Here is a 19,071-nt window from a genome sequence, read left to right on the forward strand (position 1 = left end):
ATGCGGGAGTGGTGGAATTGGTAGACACGCCAGATTTAGGTTCTGGTGCCGCAAGGTGTGAGAGTTCAAGTCTCTCTTCCCGTACCATCGAGTTTAAGTAGTTTTGTTGGGGTATCGCCAAGCGGTAAGGCACCGGGTTTTGATCTCGGCATTCCCAGGTTCAAATCCTGGTACCCCAGCCATATAAAAGAAAGCTCATCTTAGGATGAGCTTTTTTGCATTTGGCGTTTTATACCCCTTTCGATTCGCTTTAGCATATCTTGTTATACCATTCCATCTTAACACTTAGTCATCTTTGCCCAATCTCTTTGGCACAGTGACATCACTCTTTTTCTGATCGAGATAAAGTTATACCCTCTTCATAGGTATAAGTTTTTAAATGAGGATATGAGATCATAATACCAATTAGTATAAGAAGTTGATCTGCTCAGAGCGTTTTTGGCAAACTAATTCAAGGCGAATAACTGAAAGAATGGTTGTTCCCTTGTGAAGTTATTCAACGTAGAAGTAGGCAGCCAAAAACGCTCCAGAATGGCGAGTTTTAGCGGCTCTGATACTGCGTTAACAAGTTTGAACGTAGAATAACTATGCTCTTCACTCGTTGCCTTGTCTCAGTGCCGCTAAATTCTCGCTGAGCGACCAAACCTTTATACTAATTGGTATAACTCATTACTGATTGGTAATAGCTATCAAGAAGGTAAACAAGCTGAAGTCGACATGGCTGACGCATTCAGGGTGGTATGTGTTCTGGAGCGGTCCCAATGTCATTTATATCGACTATTGTGCTTTGCCCGAGTGTTTACTTGATGGCACGCAGAAAATGCTATAGCAAGCCAGTCTGCTTAGCTGAACATGTCAAAGGGACTCGTCGTGAGTGGTTTATAGAGGATAGAGATGGCTGTAAGCGGTCAGAAGCCGAGTATGCCGCGATGCTTATAGATGTTGAGGGTGAGCGGAATGGATGGCATAGATGCTAGAGCATTTTTGTGCTTTTAATGAAGCGGGGTCATTTATACTGATTGGTATTAGAAGCAGCCTACATAAAGCAGCGCTATCTGATGTTGTCTGAGCCTAGTTTGAAAGCATATCGACTATTTACCATTAGTGACCGATACCTGAACAGAATAGTTCTTGCTCGTTTCGGCGCTTTTCATATTAAGCATACACTTGTCCTTATTCAGCAAAAATAAGCTCATAGCCTACTACATAAGCTAAAATATCGTCGATTTATCAAAAGCCTCCCACTAGGTTTGATGTTATACCAATCTAACGGCATAAAAAAACGCACTCCACGGAGTGCGTTTTTATTACTACTTCAGTTAAAGACTAATTCGTAGTGAATTAGTGCTTGAACATTGCAGAAATAGATTCTTCGTTGCTTACGCGGCGAATTGCTTCAGCCATAACAGTAGACATAGTTAACTGTGAAACTTTGTCTAGAGCAGCAATTTCAGGGCTTAATGGAATCGTGTCAGTCACAATCACTTCATCAATTACTGATTCAGCGATGTTCTTCGCAGCGTTACCAGAAAATACTGGGTGAGTCGCGTAAGCGAAAACGCGGTTTGCACCGTGTTCTTTTAATGCTTCAGCAGCTTTACACAGTGTGCCGCCAGTATCGATCATGTCATCAACGATGATGCAATCACGGCCTTGAACGTCACCAATGATGTGCATAACTTGCGCAACGTTGGCTTGTGGACGACGCTTATCGATAATTGCTAAGTCAGAATCATCAAGTAGTTTAGCTACTGCACGAGCACGTACAACACCACCGATGTCTGGAGAAACAACTACTGGGTTTTCTAGGTTCTTAGCTAACATATCTTCTAGTAACACTGGGCTACCGAATACGTTATCAACTGGAACGTCAAAGAAACCTTGAATTTGCTCTGCGTGTAGATCACAAGTCAATACGCGGTCAACACCAACGCTTGAAAGGAAATCTGCAACAACTTTAGCAGTGATAGGTACACGAGCACTACGAACACGACGGTCCTGACGCGCGTAACCAAAGTAAGGAATAACCGCTGTAATACGACCAGCTGATGCACGGCGAAGCGCGTCAACCATAACGATAAGTTCCATTAGGTTATCGTTAGTAGGAGCGCATGTAGATTGAATGATAAATACATCCGCACCACGTACATTTTCATTAATTTGGACACTGATTTCGCCGTCACTGAAAACGCCTACTTCTGCGTCTCCAAGTTTACAAAATAGACGATCGGCTATCTTCTTAGCGAGACTAGGTGTTGCGTTACCGGCAAAAAGTTTAATGTCAGGCACTGTTGAACCTCAGGCGTATGCTTCATGATAGTGGCTGGGATTAAAAAAAGTATCCCAGAATTTGGTTAACACTGAGCTAATCTCAATGTTAACGGCGATATATTTGCCCCTTTTGCAACAAAGCCTTGTATCGATGCAGGCAATTTCGCCAATACATCTTTAGCTTCATGCTCTTGTTCGAATTGACCAAAAACGCATGCTCCGGTTCCGGTCATTCTGGACGGCGCATATTCTAGCAGCCAGCCCAAGGTTTTGGCAACTTGAGGGTGACGTTTTGCGACTAATGTTTGGCAGTCGTTTTGCCATGGGCTGCTCATTAATGTACCGAGATCTAGCTTTGGCGTGTTACGCGGCAGTTCGGCATCCTGAAATACTTCTGCCGTTGACACGTGTACTTGAGGAATGAGCACTAAATACCAGGGTTCAGTTGGCTCTACATTAATCAATTTTTCACCGACGCCTTCGGCAAAAGCAGAAAAACCATTAATAAAAACAGGTACATCAGCACCAAGTGTGAGTCCTATTTTTGCAAGTTCACCGGAGGGTAAGCCGGTTCCCCATAGCTGGTTCAGTGCGACAAGTGTGGTCGCTGCATCTGAAGAACCACCACCAAGACCGCCTCCCATAGGTAAGCGTTTATCAAGCCAGATTTCTGCACCTTGCTGACAATTTGTATGAGCTTGCAATGATTTTGCAGCCTTGAGAATTAAGTTATCGCTGTCAGCGACAACGCCAGCTAGATTGGAGTGTAATGTTAGTGTTGGCTTATTGACTACTTTGAAGTCTAGGTAATCACAATGTTCTACAAATTGAAACAATGTTTGTAGTTCATGATAACCATCAGGGCGTCTGCCATTAATGTGTAAAAACAGGTTCAACTTGGCTGGTGCTGGCCAGCCCAAGGAAAGTGACGCAGTCATAAAGAGTTCTCAATGTCTGAGTTAGGTTTAATTATTACTTGGCTTTCTGGTGCTAGAGCTTGCCATTGATTCAATTGTAACTTCAAGCGGACTTTATCACGTTGTAATTCGAGTAAACGCGGCACTTCGGCACCGCTTTGGGTCTGCCAGCTATTAAATTCAACTTCCCAAGGTGGAAACTGCTCTGCATTGATTAATTTAATCGGCCGTTGTTGACTGTCACTGCTAATCAGTTTGTCGTCAGCAGTTAGTTGCCCGGTGATCCATAATGGTAATGAATCTATCGGTATTGACCAGCCAGATACGCGCGTAAGCAAACGCTGGGCATCAGTGTCTTGATATGTGTTGCCGTCAACTTCAAGTGTGACTAAGCCGGCTTGGCTAGATAAAGACAATACGGTAGTGCCAAGCATAGTGGTTAGTTTGAGCTCGTCTCGCTCAGGGCTATGTAACCAATAAAGGTTGGTACTGAACCTGTCCTCTGGTGTTCTAACTGCAAGTTTTCCCTGCATTTCCCATGCACTAGCTTGCTGCACTTTGTTAACAGAGACGGGAACTAGGTTGTCTGGTATGGTAGTTGAGCAACCGCTAATTAAAAAGATGCTCAATATCACCCATAGATAAGTGTTTTTTGTGAAGCTGCTCAAATTATTCATCTATTACTGATATAAAAGAGCCCTTATGATACGAGGGCTTGAGTAATTTACCAATGCCCATATGCAAAAATAACCATTTGTACAATGCTTAATGTCGTTTAAGCGTGAAATATCTATATACGAATAGTTAAAAAAGTGATGCTAATTGAAAAAATGGGTAAGAACAGAGATTATTATTCGGTTTTGTTAAGCGTATTCTGTTTTTAACAAAATCAATTCAGTAGAATGGCAGCCATAAATGAGATGCCCAAGAGTCCAGAACGAGTCAAATGAGCCTTGTAGCAATCGGAATTAACCATAAAACGGCCACGGTCGACCTACGTGAGAAAGTCGCATTCGCACCAGACAGAATTCATGATGCTATGAAGAGTCTTGCGTCTCGTACTCAATCGGGCGAAGCCGTTATTATCTCCACCTGTAACCGTACAGAACTTTATTGTAATAACAGTGAAGCTGCTGACGTAGTTGCGTGGCTGGAAGAATACCATCAACTGTCGCATGAAGATGTTGAGCCCTGCTTGTACCAATACAAAGGGCAAGAAGCAGTTAAACATTTAATGCGTGTATCTGCTGGTCTAGATTCTTTGATTTTAGGTGAGCCGCAGATTTTAGGCCAAGTTAAGCAATCTTTTGTAAAAGCAAAAGAGGCGGGAACAGTGGCTTCAACAATGGATAAGCTATTTCAAAATACCTTTTCCGTTGCTAAAAAAATCCGCACAGAAACTGAAATCGGTGCCGCTGCAGTATCAGTCGCTTTTGCTGCTGTTAGCATGGCCAAGCACATCTTCTCTTCCCTGAGTACGACCCAAGTATTATTGGTCGGTGCAGGTGAGACGATTGAGCTAGTGGCGCGCCACCTAAAAGACAATGGTGTTAAAGCCATGGTGGTGGCAAACCGTACAATTTCACGTGCCGAAGCCATGTGTGATGAGTTCGGTGCAACAGCAATTACACTAGAACAGATCCCAGATTTTCTCCCTAAGGCCGATATCGTGATATCCTCTACGGCTAGCCCATTGCCAATTCTTGGTAAAGGCATGGTAGAAAAAGCGCTTAAGCAACGTCGTCATCAACCTATGTTGTTGGTAGATATAGCAGTTCCTCGAGATATCGAGGCTGAAGTCGCGGATTTAGATGATGCATTCCTCTACACCGTTGATGACCTGCAAAGCATTATTGAACAGAATATGGCTTCTCGACGAGAAGCCGCCGAGCAAGCAGAATTAATTGCAGACGATCAAGCTCATCTATTTATGGAATGGATCCGCTCATTAGAGTCGGTAGACAGTATCCGTGAATATCGCACCCAAAGTATGGCGATTAAAGATGAGTTGGTAGAGCGAGCGGTCAACAAGTTGGCCCAAGGTGGTAATAGTGAGCAAGTCTTACTGGAGCTGGCCAATAAGCTGACCAACAAGCTGATCCACGCACCGACACAAGCGCTTACCGCTGCGAGTCGCCAAGGGGATTTAAACTCTCTTGGACAATTAAGAGCTGTGCTTGGACTAGATAAAGACTAAGGTTAGCGTTTAAATGAAGGACAGTGTGATTCGTAAGCTTGAAGGCTTACTTGAACGTAACGAAGAAGTATTGGCGTTACTGAGCGATGCAGGTGTTATCGCTGATCAGGAGCGTTTTCGCGCCTTGTCTAAGGAATATTCTCAATTAGAGGATGTGGTTCGTGCTTTTAAAGCATTTCAGCAAGCAGAAGAAGACTTAGAGTCTGCTAAAGAGATGATGGAAGAAGACGATGCCGACCTTAAAGAGATGGCTCAGGAAGAGTACAAAGAAGCAAAAGCAAAAATTGCAGAATTAGAAGACGAACTGCAAATCCTGTTACTGCCAAAAGATCCTAATGATGATAATAACTGCTTTATTGAAATTCGCGCTGGCGCGGGTGGTGATGAAGCGGCTATTTTTGCGGGCGACTTGTTCCGCATGTACAGCAAGTTTGCTGAAGGCAAGCGCTGGCAAATTGAAGTCATGAACACCAACGAAGGTGAGCATGGCGGCTTTAAAGAAGTGATTGCCAAAATCAGCGGTGAAGGCGTTTACGGTAAGCTTAAGTTTGAGTCAGGTGGACACCGTGTACAACGCGTGCCAGAAACAGAATCTCAAGGTCGTGTACATACTTCTGCTTGTACCGTTATCGTATTGCCTGAAGTGCCAGAAGCTGAAGCGATTGAAATCAATAAAGCCGACTTGAAAGTGGATACGTTCCGCGCATCAGGTGCCGGTGGTCAGCACGTTAACAAAACTGACTCTGCGATTCGTATTACCCACATTCCAACCGGTATCGTGGTTGAATGTCAGGATCAACGTTCACAGCATAAGAACCGCGCCCAGGCAATGAGTGTACTTGCTGCACGTATTCAAGCAGTAGAAGACGAGAAGCGTCGTAGTGCTGAAGAAAGTACTCGTCGTAACTTGGTATCGTCTGGTGATCGCTCAGAGCGTATTCGTACTTATAACTTCCCACAAGGTCGTGTAAGTGAGCACAGAATTAACTTAACTCTGTACCGTTTAGGCGAATTTATGGAAGGTGATATCGATTGCGTTATTGAGCCTCTCATTTTAGAAAACCAAGCGGATATGCTTGCAGCACTGGGTGAAGGCTAAACCTTTATCTCATTATGACTGTGCTACAAATGAATAAGGATGTTCCTTGCAATTAACTATTTCAGGGGCGCTTAATTGGGCCTCTTCTCAGCTTGAAAGCATTTCAGACTCAGCATCACTTGATGCTGAAGTGATGCTACTTCACGTTATTAGCAAACCGCGCAGCTATTTATATACTTGGCCAGAAAAAAGCTTAGAACCCGAAGAGGTTTTCGAGTTTAAGCAGATGTTAGCCAAGCGTCTTCGCGGCAATCCTATTGCGCATATTGTCGGTGAACGTGAATTTTGGTCACTGCCATTTAGAGTGAATCTAACCACGCTTATCCCACGCCCAGATACTGAAATACTGGTTGAAACGGCGCTGAATTTACCTTTGGCTGAAAATGCTAAGGTGCTTGATTTAGGTACTGGCACTGGCGCGATTGCGTTATCGTTAGCCCATGAGCGCAATGAGTGGCAAGTATGTGCGATCGATAAAGTGGATGATGCGGTTGAGCTTGCTAAAGAAAACCGTACTAATCTAAAACTTGATCAAGTTGATGTGTTTCAAAGTGATTGGTTTGATGCTGTTGAGTGTTATGACTTTAATTTAATTGTGTCGAACCCTCCTTATATCGACGAAGAAGATGAACATCTTTCACAGGGCGATGTCAGATTTGAGCCACAAAGTGCATTAACAGCGCCGCTAAGAGGTTTTGCGGATCTGTTTCATATTGCCGACTGTGCTCGCGATTATTTGGCACCAGGTGGCTATTTGCTACTTGAACATGGTTACCAGCAAGCAATCGAGCTAAGAGAAAAGTTAATTGAACTTGGCTATGAAAACGTTGCCACTGTGCGTGATTTTGGCAGTAATGACCGCTGTACTTTAGGTCGTTGGCCACGTTAATGCTAGCAATTGATTCAACTTTAAAAGGCACTATTAATAGTGCCTTTTTTATTACTTATTTTTTACCGCCAAAAAAGCGGTGGTTAAACTTTGTGCGGTTCTACAGCTTGTCATAGCGGGATATTGGTTATGGCTTAACGTATGGGGTACACTAGCCGCCTTTGTCGACTAATAGATCTTTATTCATGGAAACTTTTTACAGTTTGTACCCAGCGTTTAAACATATGCACATGACGTTAATCGCGACGAGTGTATTGTTTTTCTTAGTCCGTTTCGTGCTGCATTTACGTAAATCCCCAGTATTAGAAAAGAAAGCAATTAAAATTGCGCCCCATGTTATTGATACTTTCTTACTGCTATCGGGCTTGATCTTGTGTGTTTCTATCCAGCAGTATCCTTTTGTTGACCCATGGATGACAGAAAAACTAGGTGCTGTAGTGGCTTATATTGTATTGGCTGCTATCGCCCTTAAAGCTAATCGCAATACGCTGTTTAAAGTGTTTGCTGCTTTTGGCGCAATTGGTTGGGTGGTTTATGCCGCTAAACTTGCGATCCTTAAGCAAGGGGTGTTGCTCGGTTAATGACTGATTTAACACAAAACGACTCAATACAGCTTCCTGAGACCGCTTTTGAAATTGCAGAGCATTTAGGTTTTTCTAAGCAAAAAAATGCAAACTGGGCCTGGCTAGAATTAGCTGGCTCAGTGTTAAGTTTCTACGTGGTTGATAGGCACGATCGTTTAAATGGGCTCCTTAAGTGGTTTTATAACGATTTAGGCTTTTGCGCCCGAGAAGCATACTACAGTGCTGAAGCTGCGGATTTAGGTAAGTGCCTGACGTCAAAACAAGGCAATAGCACAACGTTGGCGACAGTGTTGATGTTATTGGGCAAGCAGCTCGACTTATCGCTTGAGTTACTGTTACTGCCAGGACAATCCATTTTATGTAGCCGTATTGATGATGAGGTGCGCTATATAGATCCATTAACGGGGACGGATTTATCTAAACATCAGCTACACGTGTTTGTGCGTGGAGAATTAGGTAATTCGGCCAAGTTTAAGCCTAGTTATTTAAAACCCGCAACGCTTAAACGTATCATTTCTCGGATGATCCATGAAATGAAAGCGGGTAGCATCGTTGCGCATAATTTTGAGCCAGCATTGGAGTGCTGTAACTTGCTATTGCAATGGCATAGTGACGATTTGAACCTCAATCGTGAGCGAGCCTTTATTGCACAGCAGTTAGGTTGCATTAGCGTTGCCACCGCAGATTTAACCCATTTTGTGGAAAATAGTCCACACGATCCGGTTATTGAACTGGTGAAGATGCAATTGAAAGAACTTAAAGAGGAAGTAGAAACTTTCCATTAAGTATCACAACAGGGCCTTTAAGGCCCTTTTGTGTTGAAATCGAGTGTTGAAAGTCAGCAGGAAAAACGCCGCCACATAGCGATGGCAATAAAAGCGTTAATATTAAAAACGTTACACCAATAAATTGAATTGTAAGAATAATAATTAGGCAAATCATTGCCAATTTCTAGGGGATAGAGTTCATGAGTAGTACGGATACAGTGACCAGTGCGCTGGTGACCAATGACGCGACTGCGTTAGGTATTTTAGCGGTCGTGCTCGGCTTTGTGTTTTATACCAGTAACAGTAGCAATCCTTTTTGGAAGAAGTTTTATACCTTCGTTCCAGCATTGTTAATGTGTTACTTCTTGCCTTCGCTATTGAATACCTTTGATATTATCGACGGTAAGACATCAGAGCTTTACTTTGTTGCTTCGCGTTACCTATTACCAGCTTGTTTAGTGTTACTGATTTTGAGTGTCGACCTAAAAGCGATCCTCTCCCTCGGCCCTAAGGCCATTGTGATGTTTTTGACCGGTACTGTCGGCATTGTTATCGGTGGACCGATTGCGCTGCTTATTGTTTCGGCTATTCATCCTGAAATTTTAGGTGTTTCTGGGCCTGATGCCGTATGGCGTGGCATGACCACGCTTGCGGGTAGCTGGATTGGCGGTGGCGCCAACCAAGCTGCGATGAAAGAGATTTATGAAGTAGGTGGCGATATTTTCTCAATTATGGTGACAGTCGATGTCATCGTGGCCAATATTTGGATGGCAGTGCTACTGTTTATGGCGTCAAAAGCTAAGCAGATTGATGCCAGAACAGGGGCAGACACCACTGCACTTGAAGCTTTGAAAGACAAAGTTGAAAAATACCATGCTGAAAATGCACGTATTCCAAGCCTTAACGATTTAATGATGATTGTGGCGATCGGTTTTGGTGTGACAGGTTTTGCTCATATCGTCGCTGATTTACTCGGTCCATTTTTTGAAACCAATTACCCATGGACGCGTGATTACAGTTTAACGTCTAAGTTCTTTTGGTTGATAGTGACTGTTACTACCATAGGTTTAGCGTTGTCATTTACTCGTGTGAGACACATTGAAGCGGCTGGCGCGTCAAAAGTCGCGACGGCTTTCTTGTATATTCTAGTGGCAACCATTGGTTTGCATATGGATGTATCTAAGCTACTAGATGCTGAGAACCTTTGGTATTTTGCAATCGGTATGATTTGGATGATAGTGCACGCCAGCTTTATGCTGATCGTGGCTAAATTAATTAAAGCGCCATTGTTCTACATGGCAGTGGGTAGCCAGGCGAATGTGGGTGGCGCGGCATCGGCGCCTGTTGTGGCAGCGGCCTTCCATCCTGCGCTTGCGCCAGTAGGTGTGCTCCTTGCGGTATTGGGCTATGCTTTAGGCACTTATATGGCATGGATCTGTGGCCAGATTTTACAAGCTGTAGCGAGTTAACGCGGCAGCCAAATCCAGTTGATTAACGCCAAGGTATTGACCTTGGCTCACGAAGAGAGAAAAGATTGATGAGCAATAAAATCATTAGTTTAGGTTCGATTGAGATCGCTAACGATAAGCCTTTCGTGCTGTTTGGCGGTATGAACGTACTTGAGTCACGCGATTTAGCAATGCAAATTGCTGAAACCTATGCCGAAGTCACTCAAAAGCTAGGGATCCCTTATGTGTTTAAGGCTTCTTTTGATAAGGCTAACCGCTCATCAGTGAATTCTTACCGTGGTCCAGGCATGGAAGAAGGCTTGAAGATCTTTGAAGAGATTAAGTCGACTTTTAACCTACCGTTAATCACAGATGTGCACGAAGTACACCAATGTGCACCTGTTGCTGAAGTGGTTGATGTGATTCAGTTGCCTGCTTTCCTAGCACGCCAAACAGACTTAGTTGTTGCAATGGCAAAAACTGGCGCCATCATTAACGTGAAAAAGCCGCAGTTCCTTGCACCACATGAGATGCGTCATATCATCACAAAGTTTAACGAAGCAGGTAATGATGAAATCATGCTTTGTGAGCGTGGTTCAAGCTTTGGTTACAACAACCTAGTTGTGGATATGCTTGGTATGGACGAGATGAAGCAAACGGGTTACCCAGTGATCTTCGATGCGACGCATGCTCTACAGCGCCCTGGTGGACGTAGCGATAGTGCTGGTGGACGCCGCGCTCAAGCCACAGAGCTTGCACGTAGTGGTATGGCACTTGGTTTGGCAGGTTTGTTTATCGAAGCTCACCCAGATCCAGATAATGCTAAGTGCGACGGTCCATGTGCATTGCCATTACACCAACTAGAGAACTACTTAACTCAGATGAAAGCAATTGATGACTTAGTCAAATCTTTTGCCCCAATCGATACCAGTAAGTAATTCCTGAGTGTTTTAAGCTGTTTTAGGCTTATTAAATAAAATAAAACCCTGCATCATGTCAGGGTTTTATTGTTTTGATCCATGTAAATTAAGTTTCGATACAGATTAGACATTTATTCTAGTAAGTTATAAAAAAGACACACGATGAAGTGATGGCTTCTATAGCTGGCAAACTTTAAGTGTAAGAACATAATAAATAGGTTGAATGATGAAAGCAGACAAACAGGTGCTTCCTGATGAAGGGGCACAAGGAATGTTAGGTAAGGCGTTAGACGGCATCGAAAGGGTAGGTAATAAGTTACCCGATCCAGCAATGCTATTTTTGATTTTGATGTTTGGTGTTTGGGCATTGTCTGCACTGTTATCCGGTGTGAGTTTTGATGCGATAGATCCTCGTACTAATTCTCCAATCGTTGTAAATAATCTGCTCAGTGCCGATGCGTTAACGCATTTTCTAACCTCAATGGTGACCACCTTTACTGCTTTTGCGCCATTAGGTGTTGTATTAGTGGCAATGCTAGGTGTCGGCGTTGCTGAGCATTCAGGCTTTATTAACACCGCGCTTAAGCGCATGCTAAAAATTACTCCTGCTAAATTTTTAACTCCAGCGGTGGTTTTAGTGGGTATTATCTCGCACACTGCAACTGATGCGGGCTACGTAGTGGTTATTCCGCTTGCTGGCGTGATCTTCTTTACTGTTGGACGTCACCCGTTAGCAGGTATTGCTGCGGCGTTTGCTGGTGTATCTGGTGGTTTCTGCGCTAACTTTATCCCGTCAGGTATTGACCCGTTACTGCAAAGCTTTACTCAGGCAGCGGCGCAAATCGTGGATCCTGATATTGAAGTTAATCCATTAAACAATTGGTTCTTTGCGGCCTCATCTTGTATCCCGATTACTCTGCTTATCTGGTATCTAACAGATAAAGTGCTAGAGCCTCGCTTAAATCGTACCCACAAGGTTAATCGTGAAGAGGTGGATCTTCCTGCGATGGAAGAAGAAAAACCATCTGAGATTAAAGCATTCCGCGTAGCAACCTTAGTCATGGTCGTGGCGATTGCAGCGTTCTTCTCGTTAACTGTGCCAGAAACCTCAACACTGCGTGACGCTGATGGTTCACTAACGAGCTTTAAAGCGCCGTTGATGCAGTCGATTGTACCGCTTATTTTTATCTTCTTTATGCTGCCAGGTCTGGTCTATGGTTATATGACAGGCTCATTTAAAACCTCTGGCGATGTTGTTCAGGCTATGTCTAAATCGATGAGCGGCATGTCACATTACATCGTTATGGCTTTTTTCTGTGCGCAGTTTGTGGCAGCATTTTCGGCATCTAACCTTGGTGCGCTGATTGCGGTTGAAGGTGCTGGTGGTCTAAAAGCCCTTAATCTACCAGCTGAAATTACCGTTGTGGGTATGATTATTTTAGTGGGCTTTGTGAATCTGTTTGTGGGTTCATCATCAGCCAAGTGGGCATTGATTGGTCCAGTACTTGTGCCAATGTTGATGCAACTTAATATCAGCCCAGATCTATCACAAGCGGCTTACCGCGTCGGTGATTCAAGCTCAAACATCATTACGCCATTAATGCCTTACTTCCCGTTAGTAGTGGTTTACTGTCAGCGCTATGTGAACAACATTGGTATTGGTACACTGATCTCTATGATGCTGCCATTTAGCTTGGCACTGATGTCTATCTGGAGTGTGTGGTTACTGGCTTACTGGGCGTTAGGTTTCCCACTCGGTCTAGGTGCTAGTTACACTTACGGACTTTAAATATTAAGTCAGCGGCTTAATTGAAAGTTTTAAGTGAACAAGGGCAACGTGTAGACGTTGCCTTTTTTACTGACTTTATTTTTACAATTCTCACCCACCATCAATAAGAGTTATTTTCAGTATTTGAGACTAATTCACCCTAAAGTCTTCACTGCATGCATAATAGCATTTTGAATATTGGCGCTAATTAATATGGCTTGGATCTTTTTTACCTTTCTTGCAGCCTTTATGCAGGCCTGGCGCAATGCGTTTCAAAGTCAATTAAGTAAAGACGTTAATATTGCTGGTGTCACCTTAGCGCGCTTTATTTGGGCCACGCCGATAGCGATGCTCTACTTGGCAGGATTGTATGTGTGGCAGCCTGTGGGATTGCCTTTTATCACCCTTAAGTTTAGTGCTTATGTGCTAGGTGCAGCTGCAATGCAAATACTGGCAACTGCATTGATGGTGAAGCTTTTTAAAATGAAAAACTTCGCTGTCGGGGCGGGGCTTGCCAAGAGTGAAGCCTTAGTTGCAGCTATCCTTGGCGTGTTTTTTTTCGGTACTCACTTGTCGCTACTTGGCTGGCTAGGCGTCTTTATTGGCGCTATTGCCGTATTTATGATGAGCAGTAAAAATGGATTCAAACAGCTGTCAATGCCGACTGTTTTGCTTGGGCTTGCTTGCGGTACAGCATTTGCGCTGACCTCGCTCTGGGTTCGTGAGGCAAGTTTGAATCTTGATTTACCTTTTCCCCACCGTGCAGCGTGGGTATTGTTATTTGTGATTGCGATTCAAACGACAGCGTTACTGATTTACTCAAGCCTTGTTGATAAAAATACCCTTGAAGGGTTAATGCAAAGGCCTAAGCTGACGTTATTAACCAGCGCTACAAGCTGCATTGGTTCAATTGGCTGGTTTAGTGCTATGTCGTTGCAAGCAGTGCCTTATGTGAAAACACTTGGACAGATAGAAGTGTTCTTTACCTTACTTATCGCCACCTTGTGGCTTAAAGATAAGGTAAAGATTAAAGATATGCTGGCGCTGGTTTTGATCGCCATCGCTGCTATTTTGGTGATGTGGAACTAGTGGTGCTTTAATACTCGCTTACTTATTGCTATGGAGATTTGTGCGCAAAGTAGACCTAAGGTTGCACCGGCAAGTAAGTCGCCTAAAAAGTGATAGTTTTGCCCTAATTGCCCTGCAATCGCTCCCAACATAGCCGCTAGCCAGAGTGGGGATAGATTGGGAAAACGCCACCAGAACACGCTGACAAGCGCAAAGGTAAATAGTGCGTGACCAGAGGGAAATGAGTTATAGGCAGCGCCTGCCATAAAAGGGTGAAAGGCTTCTACGCCATCACTAATCCAAGAAGGGTTACTGCCTGTTGCAGAATGTAACCAGGTTTCTGGCCAAGTGCGACCAAATATATATTTGGCACTGACTCTGACAACACTCGCTAAGCATAAGGTAATGACTAATGCGATTGCCACGGGGGCAAGCTTTAAGCGCCACGCTTTATGTAGGCAGGCTAATATGATGATGGCGGATAGCGACTCAAACAATATTGGCATTTGGCTTAGAGGCTTAAACAAAGTGCTTGCATCAATGTTGTGATGCATCCATGTTGAAATAGGCCGATCTAGAAAATACACACTAAAAACAATACTGCAGATTGCGGCTAGGTACAGCCAAGCACATGTTCGCAAAGCGAGCGTCTTGTTTGCGCGAGGTGGCTTACTTGAGGCGGTCTCTAAATGATCCATAAATTTAAAAGTCATGCGGGGAGCTTAGCAGGAGTTTATGGACTTACTTAGTGAACTACAATAGCTGTTTAGCGCTGATAATGCCGCGCTAATCTTTGGACTTGTTTGCTGCTTTCATTGCAATTGAAATGCAAACAGCTGCGCCGCCCCAGGTTATTAGTAAAGCCAATACCATCATTACGACTGCTCCAGTACTCATTATTTCTTCTCCTCAATGTGATGGTTTGAAATTACGCTGATAAAGATAGCAATAAATAGCATAACTGCAATCAAGCCCCATCCTAGAAAGAGTTGGTCTGCTATCGGATAGTCCTCGTAGCCATTTTTGAGTGTGTTTATAAGGTTTTTGACTAAGATAATCGCCAGCATGAGGGGGCCAAGGAAGCGTAAGCAGATTTCTAGCCATTTACCTACTGCAAATTCACTACAGCGATTTGCATATTGGCGTATATCTGCAATTTTAACTAACCAAGTCAGTATTATCAGCTCTATTAAGCAGCTAGAAAGTAAAGCAATGTTATTAATGAAGTAGTCTATAAGATCAAGTAATAAGAGACCGCCATTGCTTGAAAATGCCATTGATGCAATAAAACCGAAACCACATACCAGTAGTGCTGATTTTTTACGTGATAGAGCAAGTTTGTCCATTACTGCAGAAACTACGGCTTCTATTATTGAAATATGCGAGCTTATGCCTGCGACCACAAGGGCTAAGAAAAATACAGGCCCTAGAATATAAGGTATAGGCAGTAAATTGATAGCAGCGGGAATAGTGACAAAAGCGAGGCCAACACCTGATGATACAACGTCGGTAATAGGTTTCGCTTGCTCGGCCGCCATGTAGCCTAATACTGCAAAAATCATTATGCCGCCAAGTATTGAAAATCCACAGTTAATCAATACGGTCATAAAGGCATTGTTATTGATATCTGACTTTTCAGGCAGGTAGCTCGAATAGGCAAGCATTATGGCAAAGCCGACACTTAAGGTGAAGAATATTTGCCCGTAGGCTGCAGACCAAACTTTTGCATCTAAAATCATGCTGAAATCTGGCCTAAATAAATAATTCAGTCCATCTAGTGCACCGGGTAAAAACACTATCCGACCAATTAGCAGTAACACCATGATAAAAAGTAAAGGCATCATTATCTTGCTTGCACGCTCAATACCGCCTTTTACTCCGCTATATACAGCTAAAGTTGTTATCGCCCATGCTATTGCCATTGGGATGGCGATATGCAGTTGAATGGAGCCGAGTTTAGTCGGTGAATTATCGCCGAGTTGTAGGTATTCGGTGAAGAAAAACGCATTGGTATCAGTTCCCCAGCTTTGGGAAAAAGAGTAGCTAAAAAACGATATTGCCCAACCGATGATAGCAACATAATAAATTGCGATAACCGCAGCGATGAAAACCTGAAACCAGCCAAGCCACTCCAGCTTTAAACCCGTTGATTGCCCTAGCTGTGCAAAAACCTTTGGTGCCGCACCACGATACTTATGACCGAGAGTGAATTCCATAATCATAAAGGGAATACCGGCGGTGACCATGGCAAATAGGTAGGGGATTAAAAATGCGCCGCCGCCGTTTTCATAGGCCATGTAGGGAAAGCGCCAAATATTGCCTAAGCCAATCGCTGAGCCGACAGCTGCAAGAATAAAACCTGTCCTTGAGTTCCATTGCTCTCTTTGCATGGTTTGCACCTGTCCTTGCGCTGTGTAATCGCAATTAGTATTAGAAACGTCTTTTGCACTAATTTTAGTCAGGATTGAAGAACTTGCAGGGACTAACGTTTAACTCGGTAGCAAACATAGGACATAGAACATAGAACAAAGAACAAAGAACAAAGAAGGGCAGTGAGTTGCGCTATGTTAAATGGGGAAGCCTCGACAGTTATCTAGCCTAGTGCTGTGCTGACTAGGCTGGCTCTCTAGTTGAGCGACCAATTGTCGCGCTGATTAGCTATTGAACCATTGAGATATTGAACTATTGAGATATTGAACTAGGGGCTGGGGGCAGGTATTTAGCCTCTATTTGCTGGATCTGCTTAAGTAGCTGCTGATTATAGGGAGTATCGATTCGTAACGCTTTGCCTCGCGCAACAACAAAACCATTAATGGCATTTACTTCCGTTTTACGCTGGTGGCACACATCTTGGTGCATTGATGATAGGTTGTTAGCGGTTAATGCGATGACTTGATACACGCGTTCAATTAAAAAAGCGTGTGACAAATTTATACCGTCGGCATGAGCAACTTCAACTAGTTCTGCAACGGCGCAGTTTATAATATCGCGATACTTATCAGCGGCCAGTTCACCATTGGCGCATTGATGAATCGCGGTGAGTGGGTTGATGGCTACATTTACCGCAAGTTTTTGCCATAACAAGGGCAAAATATCTGCATGCCACTCACTGTTTTTAATACTATTGAGTAATATGTTTTTTAACAGTGGGCTCAGTGGTGGCGTTTTAACATCGCCATTCAAAGACCCTAACTGAGTGAGACCGGCGCCGGTTTGCTGAATATGCCATTGAGCCATTTTTAATGAGCCTTGCGAAGTGGTGCCTAAGCTTAACCCTCGGCCATTAAGGCTAGAGATAACATCGATATGTGGTCCCATGCCGTTGTGGAGCAATAAAATATGCGCGTTACTCGATAAAAAAGGCAGGACTGAATTTAGCGCTGAGGCAACTTGATAAGCTTTCACGCAAACAATCAATAATGCGCTTTTCGATAACGCTTGTTGATAATCATTGCAGCCAATGAACTGGGCATTCAGCGTGGTTATTTCGCCTTCAATATTGGTCAATGTAAGCGCAAGGCTTGCCGAATCAGAATCTCTGCTTATAAAGTTGACTTCAAATGGGTTAGGTTTCGCTTGTAGCTGATGGTAAATAAGCTGACCGATAGCCCCTGCACCTAATATCGTGATGGATTGAGTGGCTAACTGATTGCAGTTTGTTGTGCCAGCTAGAGTGGCATTGGGTAAAGACATTGGCACGCAGGCCCTTCTATTTATTGCCTTGTTCTACGGCTGTTTAATAGTGAAAGTTTAAGGATGAACATAGCTACTTGCTGCCAGGTTCTATTAACTTAGTGGCTTTGATATAGCGGCAATATAACCAATGAGTAATGTAGAACAGCGAGATCCCAAGCATATCAGCGATAAAGTCACCAATAGACGCACTGCGATAGGATAGCTGTGATTGCACTATTTCGATAAAAACTGCATAAAAGGCTAAGATTATCGCTAAAATATACCATTTAGGCTTAAACGCTAAGTATGTGAGATAAGACAGAACAAAGAAGCTACCAACATGACCGAATTTATCAAAATACGGGATCCCTGTTGGATAGTAGTTAGGCTTAGAAAATACCAGATAACTCACGAGTACAAGCATTAAAGCTAAGGCAGATTTAAAAATAGTTTGTCTGTTTATCACATCATGGTCATTTGAGTTATTTGCTTCAATCATAAGAAAACCGATAAGCAAAGTCACCATAAAGGCGAAAATTCGCTAGATATAATGATTTATTTGCTTCAAGTTCACAGTGCCTATGCGTAAAATACGGTCTCAGACATTTTTTAAGGACCAAACTTATGCCTTCAATGGATATTGTTTCAGAAGTAAATGAAGTTGAACTGCGTAACGCGGTTGATAACTCTGTGCGCGAATTGAAAGGACGTTTTGACTTTCGTGGTAAAGAAGCCAGCATTGAGTACAAAGATCACGTAGTGACTTTAACAGCTGAAGATGATTTTCAGTGTCGTCAGTTGGTTGATATTTTGCGTATGCAGATGAGTAAACGCGATGTCGATCCTAAGTCGATGGACGTTGATGAAAAAGCGGTGCACAGTGGTAAAACCTTCTCTTTGAAAGTGAAGTTTAAAGAAGGTATCGAAACCTTAGTCGCTAAGAAGTTAGTAAAACTTATTAAAGACAGTAAGTTGAAAGTTCAATCATCTATTCAAGGTGATTCTGTGCGTGTTACTGGTAAGAAGCGTGATGACTTGCAACAGGTGATGGCTTTAGCTCGTGAGTCAGAGCTTGGTCAACCTTTCCAGTTTAATAACTTTAGAGATTAATCGACCGAACGGTATGATTCTCGACAAGGGCTGCCATATTGGCAGCCCTTGTTTTAAAGGCTAATCTTTGAGTTTATTAATTTCTTCGTTAACTTCATAACCTTTATCGGTGATGATTTTCTCCAAAACCACTAAACGGTGTTGGATGCTTTTTACCTCATCAATTAGCTTCATTTTATCACTACTATCAATCTTCGCTTCAAGCTGCTTCATGCGAAAGCGATATTTAAAAAAGTCTGTGCCAAAGATGGCAAAAACAATAATCGCAACAATAATAATTTGACCGATATCCATATTCTTTTCCTTTACTATTCCAAGTTAGTCACATCATCAATAAACATTAGCAAATAAATTAGCA

General features: G+C 43.2%; 19 protein-coding genes and 2 tRNA genes. 12 read left to right on the top strand and 9 right to left on the bottom strand.

The annotated features are described in order from the left end of the window. Positions 1-2 precede the first annotated feature (2 nt). Both L2748_RS15395 and L2748_RS15400 read left to right on the top strand, forming a co-directional pair. Positions 3-87 (top strand) — tRNA-Leu (locus tag L2748_RS15395). A 20-nt stretch (positions 88-107) separates the two neighbouring features. Then, a tRNA-Gln gene (locus tag L2748_RS15400) sits at positions 108-182 on the top strand. 1,159 nt (positions 183-1,341) lie between these two features. Here the strand turns inward: L2748_RS15400 and L2748_RS15405 are convergent. The 3 genes from L2748_RS15405 to lolB all read right to left on the bottom strand — a co-directional run bounded on the left by L2748_RS15405 (position 1,342) and on the right by lolB (position 3,865). After that, positions 1,342-2,289, bottom strand: a complete 948-nt coding sequence (locus L2748_RS15405) for a ribose-phosphate pyrophosphokinase (RefSeq protein ID WP_028769213.1) — start codon at positions 2,287-2,289, stop codon at positions 1,342-1,344. A gap of 65 nt (positions 2,290-2,354) precedes the next feature. Further along, positions 2,355-3,209: a 4-(cytidine 5'-diphospho)-2-C-methyl-D-erythritol kinase gene (gene ispE, locus L2748_RS15410; protein ID WP_220780067.1), complete on the bottom strand. Its 855-nt coding sequence runs from the start codon at positions 3,207-3,209 to the stop codon at positions 2,355-2,357. Next, positions 3,206-3,865, bottom strand: coding sequence for a lipoprotein insertase outer membrane protein LolB (lolB, locus tag L2748_RS15415; protein WP_220780066.1), 660 nt, complete (start codon positions 3,863-3,865; stop codon positions 3,206-3,208). Before lolB ends, ispE begins: the two co-directional genes overlap by 4 nt. Before the next feature lie 269 nt (positions 3,866-4,134). Between lolB and hemA the strand changes: the two genes are divergently transcribed. From hemA to L2748_RS15460, 9 genes are all read left to right on the top strand, one after another. Then, positions 4,135-5,385 (top strand): glutamyl-tRNA reductase, encoded by a 1,251-nt coding sequence (gene hemA, locus L2748_RS15420; RefSeq protein WP_220780065.1) that lies wholly within the window; start codon positions 4,135-4,137, stop codon positions 5,383-5,385. A gap of 13 nt (positions 5,386-5,398) precedes the next feature. After that, entirely contained in the window at positions 5,399-6,484 is a 1,086-nt protein-coding gene (gene prfA, locus L2748_RS15425) for a peptide chain release factor 1 (RefSeq protein WP_220780064.1), read from the top strand. Between the two features lie 46 nt (positions 6,485-6,530). Then, entirely contained in the window at positions 6,531-7,373 is an 843-nt protein-coding gene (gene prmC / locus L2748_RS15430; RefSeq protein WP_220780063.1) for a peptide chain release factor N(5)-glutamine methyltransferase, read from the top strand. 185 nt (positions 7,374-7,558) lie between these two features. Then, on the top strand, positions 7,559-7,954 hold the full coding sequence (locus L2748_RS15435; protein ID WP_220780062.1) for a SirB2 family protein: 396 nt from the start codon (positions 7,559-7,561) through the stop codon (positions 7,952-7,954). Then, on the top strand, positions 7,954-8,742 hold the full coding sequence (locus L2748_RS15440) for a transglutaminase family protein (protein ID WP_220780061.1): 789 nt from the start codon (positions 7,954-7,956) through the stop codon (positions 8,740-8,742). The genes L2748_RS15435 and L2748_RS15440 overlap by 1 nt, the downstream gene beginning before the upstream one ends. A 182-nt stretch (positions 8,743-8,924) precedes the next feature. Next, a complete protein-coding gene (locus L2748_RS15445; protein WP_220780060.1) occupies positions 8,925-10,193 on the top strand; it encodes a DUF819 family protein in 1,269 nt (422 codons plus the stop codon). Positions 10,194-10,261: 68 nt separating this feature from the next. Further along, the gene (kdsA, locus tag L2748_RS15450; protein WP_220780059.1) at positions 10,262-11,110 is read left to right on the top strand and encodes a 3-deoxy-8-phosphooctulonate synthase; all 849 of its coding nucleotides are present in this window, start codon (positions 10,262-10,264) and stop codon (positions 11,108-11,110) included. Between the two features lie 208 nt (positions 11,111-11,318). Then, on the top strand, positions 11,319-12,881 hold the full coding sequence (locus L2748_RS15455) for an AbgT family transporter (protein ID WP_220780094.1): 1,563 nt from the start codon (positions 11,319-11,321) through the stop codon (positions 12,879-12,881). A 192-nt stretch (positions 12,882-13,073) separates the two neighbouring features. Next, complete coding sequence (locus L2748_RS15460) at positions 13,074-13,949, top strand: DMT family transporter (RefSeq protein ID WP_220780058.1); 876 nt, start codon at positions 13,074-13,076, stop codon at positions 13,947-13,949. Here L2748_RS15460 and L2748_RS15465 read toward each other — a convergent pair. The 5 genes from L2748_RS15465 to L2748_RS15485 all read right to left on the bottom strand — a co-directional run bounded on the left by L2748_RS15465 (position 13,946) and on the right by L2748_RS15485 (position 18,129). Continuing rightward, entirely contained in the window at positions 13,946-14,641 is a 696-nt protein-coding gene (locus L2748_RS15465) for a phosphatase PAP2 family protein (RefSeq protein WP_246616097.1), read from the bottom strand. The two genes, L2748_RS15460 and L2748_RS15465, sit on opposite strands and share 4 nt — an antisense overlap. 73 nt (positions 14,642-14,714) lie before the next feature. After that, positions 14,715-14,825, bottom strand: coding sequence for a methionine/alanine import family NSS transporter small subunit (locus L2748_RS15470; RefSeq protein ID WP_220780057.1), 111 nt, complete (start codon positions 14,823-14,825; stop codon positions 14,715-14,717). Beyond that, on the bottom strand, positions 14,825-16,318 hold the full coding sequence (locus tag L2748_RS15475; RefSeq protein WP_220780056.1) for a sodium-dependent transporter: 1,494 nt from the start codon (positions 16,316-16,318) through the stop codon (positions 14,825-14,827). The genes L2748_RS15470 and L2748_RS15475 overlap by 1 nt, the downstream gene beginning before the upstream one ends. Positions 16,319-16,610: 292 nt before the next feature. Beyond that, a complete protein-coding gene (locus L2748_RS15480; protein WP_220780055.1) occupies positions 16,611-17,621 on the bottom strand; it encodes a ketopantoate reductase family protein in 1,011 nt (336 codons plus the stop codon). A gap of 73 nt (positions 17,622-17,694) precedes the next feature. Beyond that, the gene (locus tag L2748_RS15485; protein ID WP_220780054.1) at positions 17,695-18,129 is read right to left on the bottom strand and encodes a VanZ family protein; all 435 of its coding nucleotides are present in this window, start codon (positions 18,127-18,129) and stop codon (positions 17,695-17,697) included. A 98-nt stretch (positions 18,130-18,227) separates the two neighbouring features. On the opposite strand from L2748_RS15485, the gene L2748_RS15490 reads away from it, so the two are divergent. Beyond that, positions 18,228-18,713: a YajQ family cyclic di-GMP-binding protein gene (locus L2748_RS15490; RefSeq protein ID WP_220764780.1), complete on the top strand. Its 486-nt coding sequence runs from the start codon at positions 18,228-18,230 to the stop codon at positions 18,711-18,713. 60 nt (positions 18,714-18,773) lie between these two features. On the opposite strand, the gene L2748_RS15495 is transcribed toward L2748_RS15490, so the two are convergent. Beyond that, positions 18,774-19,007, bottom strand: coding sequence for a hypothetical protein (locus L2748_RS15495; protein ID WP_220780053.1), 234 nt, complete (start codon positions 19,005-19,007; stop codon positions 18,774-18,776). Positions 19,008-19,071: the final 64 nt, after the last annotated feature.

Origin of the sequence: Shewanella sairae, from assembly GCF_023283535.1 — a bacterium.
GTDB lineage: Bacteria > Pseudomonadota > Gammaproteobacteria > Enterobacterales > Shewanellaceae > Shewanella > Shewanella sairae.